Annotated in this window: 4 protein-coding genes; all 4 read left to right on the top strand. The window is 51.8% G+C overall.

Annotated features, from left to right (window positions below; translation table 11 throughout):
• Nucleotides 1–4: 4 nt before the first annotated feature.
• The 4 genes from B3W37_RS16390 to B3W37_RS16375 all read left to right on the top strand — a co-directional run bounded on the left by B3W37_RS16390 (nt 5) and on the right by B3W37_RS16375 (nt 4,347).
• Nucleotides 5–157: a copper amine oxidase N-terminal domain-containing protein gene (locus B3W37_RS16390; protein ID WP_483176460.1), complete on the top strand. Its 153-nt coding sequence runs from the start codon at nt 5–7 to the stop codon at nt 155–157.
• Nucleotides 158–425: 268 nt separating this feature from the next.
• Nucleotides 426–1,367 carry a copper amine oxidase N-terminal domain-containing protein gene (locus B3W37_RS16385; RefSeq protein ID WP_483176459.1) on the top strand — a complete coding sequence of 314 codons (942 nt, stop codon included), beginning with the start codon at nt 426–428 and terminating at the stop codon, nt 1,365–1,367.
• 89 nt (nt 1,368–1,456) lie between these two features.
• Entirely contained in the window at nt 1,457–2,614 is a 1,158-nt protein-coding gene (locus B3W37_RS16380) for a TolC family protein (protein WP_483176458.1), read from the top strand.
• A gap of 137 nt (nt 2,615–2,751) precedes the next feature.
• A complete protein-coding gene (locus tag B3W37_RS16375; protein ID WP_483176457.1) occupies nt 2,752–4,347 on the top strand; it encodes a S41 family peptidase in 1,596 nt (531 codons plus the stop codon).
• Nucleotides 4,348–4,560 lie beyond the last annotated feature (213 nt).

Genomic DNA, 4,560 nt, shown 5'->3' with positions numbered 1-4,560 from the left:
CACCATGCTGGTCAACGGAGCAGTCATCACCATGGATACCGCTCCCGAGATCACCGCTGCCGGCCGCACCTGCCTGCCCATCCGCTTCGTAGCCGAGGCTTTCGGAGCAGTAGTAGGCTGGGATGCAGCAACCCAGACTGTAACCATCACTCTCTAATCGCCAGCACAGTCTAATACCCAATACCTGATAAACAGGAGAGGCCCGGGCAACCGGGCCTCTTTTATGTTTGACAATGTGGCCCATGATCCTCTCAATTACCAGAGATGAATCATCCGGATATGACAGGATGGGGAGATATCACCCGGCATTCCTGGTTTCAAAAAATTAAAAAAAATTGGACGCGTTGACCAGTAGTTGAGATAAAATGCATATAAAGGCAAGGAAGTCTGAAAAGAAGCGTATACCTGGGTGAAGGAGGTACACTATGACAAGACCGATTAAAAATATCATGATTATGCTGCTAATATCCTTGTTGATGCTGTCCGCCGGGGCAGGTATGGCTCAAGCGGCAACCAGGAACTCGGTTAACCGGGTGGTGTCGGTGGGAGATGATTATCGCGGCTACCCCCGCACCGATCTTACTATCATCGAGGAAGAAGCTTTTCCAAATGGAATCCAAGCCGGCCAAACTTTTGAACTCTTGCTGCCCATGGGGGTGGAGTGGATCCGTGATTCGAACGGCACGGCCACCTACGAAAGTGAAGACATAATATGCCAGAACTGTTCGGTGGAGGCGGAATTGCGCAATGCCAGGACAGTCGAGATCACCGTCACCGCGGCCGACCCGGAGTCTGTCTCACAATTGGAGATCCCGCTGGTTTTCGCAGTCAATGATTTCTTAGGGGATATCGAGGTGACCATCGATTCTCTGGATTCTACCATAAGCGGGGGCCGATACCTGTTTGCCCGGGTGCCCTATAAACTTGTGCCGGTGCCGGAACCGGAACCCGATCCGCAACCTCAACCTTTTCAGCGGCAGGCGGTTTTCACCATCGACAGTCCCTTTTACAGCCTCGATGGTGAAGTGCAGCCGGAGATGGATGTACAGCCTTATATAAAGGAGGGGCGCACCTATCTGCCGGTGCGTTATGTGGCCTACAGTCTGGGAATAGATGAACAGAATATTCAATGGGATGGAGAGACCCGCAGCGTGGTACTTAGCAAGGGTGACCAAAAGGTGCAAATCTGGATTGGCAGCAGAGCGCTTATTCATAACGGAACTTTATCCGATATGGATGTGGCTCCGGAGATCTGGCAGGGGCGCACCATGCTGCCGATTGCCCCGGTTGCCGAAGCCTTTGGCGCCGCAGTAAAGTGGGATCCGGTTGTACGTTCAGTAACCATAGTTGTGAACAGCCCCGAATAGGGGTTATAAAGCGCGATATGCCGCGGTCCCGGGTTGTATACGGGAGTTGACCGGCTGGTCGGTTTGCGGCTATAATCAGAATACATATCGTGCCAGGAAGGATGGTTTTTGTGCAGAAAAGGGTTATTATACTGATGCTGGCAGCCTTTCTAATCTGCAGTATCATTTCACCTGCTATTGCCGGGGACGAAGCTGTTCAGCCCCAGGGGTTGACCATAGAACAAGCGATCGATATGGCTCTTACCCACAGCAAGTCTATTCGGCAAGCCTCTTATGATGTGAACCGCAGCGAAGAGGTGCGCGATAATCTGGCTCAGCAGTTGGATTATGTGCCTCGCGGCCAGACCGATTATGCCACCGGTCAATTGTATACCGGTTTGGTAACCTCGGATATGTACTATCGCATGGCCCAAAAAACCCTGACCATGGAAGAAGACAAGGTCATGCTGTCAGCCTACAAAGCCTATACCGATGTCATCAAGGCCGGGCAGGAGCTGGAATACGCTCAGAAATCCTTCAATCAGGCCGCCTGGCTGCAGAACGTGGCTTACCTGAGCTATGAGCAGGGTATGATCAGCCAATACGACAAAACCGCTGCCGAAGTGCAATATCAGGCCGCTCAAAACAGCTTGAACACCGCCCGGCAATCGCTGGATAACGCTTTCCTGACCTTAAACCAGTTGATCGGCCTGGATCCTGGAGAGAGTCCCACACTATTGGATAAACCGGCTTTTGAAGCCCTGGAACCGGTAAATATGGATGAAAAGATCGCCAAAACCCTTAATGCCAGCCCGTCGGTCTGGCTGGCCGAACAGGCCGCCAAAATCGCCGAAACCCAGCTGGATTTATATGATTTCACTTATCAGGGGCAGGATCCTTATGAAGTCAAGGAAGTCGATGTCAGCAAGGCCAAGCTCAGTGCCCAGGATGCCAAAGAACAGATGAGCCAGTTTATCCGCACCCTGCATAACAACCTTTTGACCATGGAACAGGGCTATGCTTCGCTGCAGGAAGCAGTGAGACTGGCCCAGGAAGACCTGCGCATCAAAAAACTGAAACATGAGATCGGGCTGGCGACCAGGACTGAGGTGCAGGCGGCTGAACTGGCTCTGCAGGCTCAGCAAAAATCGTTGGATGCCCTGGCCTTCCAGCATGAAGCCTGGAAACTGGTCTTCGATAAGCCCTGGACCTTCAGCGTGATGATGGGATCAACCTCAACTTCCGCAGCCAGCGATACGGTTCAATGAGAAAATTTGTTAAAATCAGTCGAAAGATTAACCGGCTTCTGGCCGGTTATATTTTTGGGAATTAAAGGAATAGAACGTCCCGGTGGTGAATAGAGTGAGACAACTGCACAAATATAGAAAGCAAACAGGAGGCTCCATTGAAAAGATACTTTAAAGCTATGCTGTTGACCCTGGTATTCCTCTTGGGCATTGTCTGTCACGGCCTGCCTTTGCAGGCCGCCGAAGATGTCCGTCAGGAAGTGGTGGATATTATACAGGAATACTACCCTTACCCGGTGGAGCCCGGGATTTTGCAGCGGACCTCGGCCAAGGCGGTGGTCGAGGGGCTTAATGATCCTTTCAGTGACTACCTGACGATGGATCAGTACAATGGTTTTATGCAGAGTCTCGACGGCTCTTTCGCGGGAATAGGCATATTTGTGGAAATGCAGCCCCAGGGAGTGTTGATTACCGACACCCTTCCGGATTCTCCGGCACAACTGGCCGGTTTACGGAGAGGTGATATGATTATATCCATAAACAATCAATCATTGGCCGGTCTTACCATGCAGGAGGCTATGGATCGCCTGCAGGGCAAGGAAGGCAGCCAGGTACTGCTCACCGTTATGAGGGAAGCCCGGCAGTTTGATATGCGTTTGAAAAGGGCTTTTCTGGCCCTCCCGTCAGTGCGCGGGCTGCAGATGGAGCATCGGGTAGGCTATGTGGCGGTTTATAGCTTTGGCAGCAATACCGCCATCGAACTTGAACAGTATATCAGAGCCATGGATCCGGACACCGACCAATGGATACTGGATTTACGCGGCAATGGCGGCGGATACCTTTTTACCGCCGCCGAGGTGGCCGGATACCTGATGAGTGTCAACAATATGGTGGCTCTGAAGCAAAAGAATGATTGGCTTGAACTCCCGGTGGTGGCTCAATCCACCATGATCGATGAACCTGTTGTCCTGCTGGTAGACGGTTACAGCGCCAGTGCCTCGGAATTATTGGCGGCTGCCTTAAAAGATTACCGGCGGGCGCTGCTGATCGGTGAGAACACTTATGGCAAAGGCACTATGCAGCAGAGCTTTACTCTCTCCAATGGAGACATATTACACCTGACCATTGCCGAGTTCTATTCTCCTTTGGGCAATAAAGTGCATCAGGCCGGAGTGAAGCCTGATCTGGAAATAAAATCTGATCAGGCTTTGGATGCGGCCTGGTTATTGTTATCCCGGCCCGTTGGAGGCAGCAGTCACGCCTACATCACAGTCGGGGGAGAGAAGTGCCTGATTGATTTGCAGGTGGCCCGTAGCGATCAGTACTGGGAAGCGTGGGACAGTGTAACCCAAAATCTCGACGAACTCAGTGTGGAGTGCGGAATAAACTCAGCAATGCACACTGTCAACCTTTCCCGGGCTGACGTAGTCAGCCGTTGGCCGGTGTATTATCCTGATTACCGCCTGGCAGGAGAATACTATAACCTTGACAAAAATCAACCGGTTTCCGTTGGAATCCAGGGCCTGGATCCAAGCTGGCCTGAGTTTAAGTCCGCTTTTGAATTGATTGACAGCCAAAGCGGGGAGCGCGTATCCTTTGACATCTCCTCCGAAGGAACTGCGCTGTCACTGCAACCCCTGGAAAGCGTTAACGGCCATGAATACTGGCTGTTGTGGCACGGCAGTCCCTCTGCCCATGGCCCTGCTGCAGACTCAGCCCGGCCTGCCATTGCCATTTTACACTACGACAATTAGAAAACCGCTCTCTCCATAGCTGGAATAGTTGTATTTAAAACCAGCTTAAAGGTATAATTTTGATATACCGACCAGCCGGTCGGTAATGGAGAGAAGCGGAGGGTTTTTTGTGAATAAAAGGTGGAAATGGACGGTTTGGTTCTTCCTGGCGGTTCTGATGGTCTCGCTCCTTAACGGCTGCCAGACCTCCCAAGAGGTGGCCAAAGAAACCGA

The sequence above is a fragment of the Syntrophomonas sp. UBA5494 genome, from assembly GCF_002426325.1.
This window is presented reverse-complemented; position numbering and strand designations above follow the sequence as displayed.

What these genes read in the sequence shown, in the direction of transcription:
- B3W37_RS16390 (WP_483176460.1), top strand. Translation starts at nt 5, where the DNA reads ATGCTGGTCAACGGAGCAGTCATCACCATGGATACCGCTCCCGAGATC.
- B3W37_RS16385 (WP_483176459.1), top strand. Translation starts at nt 426, where the DNA reads ATGACAAGACCGATTAAAAATATCATGATTATGCTGCTAATATCCTTG.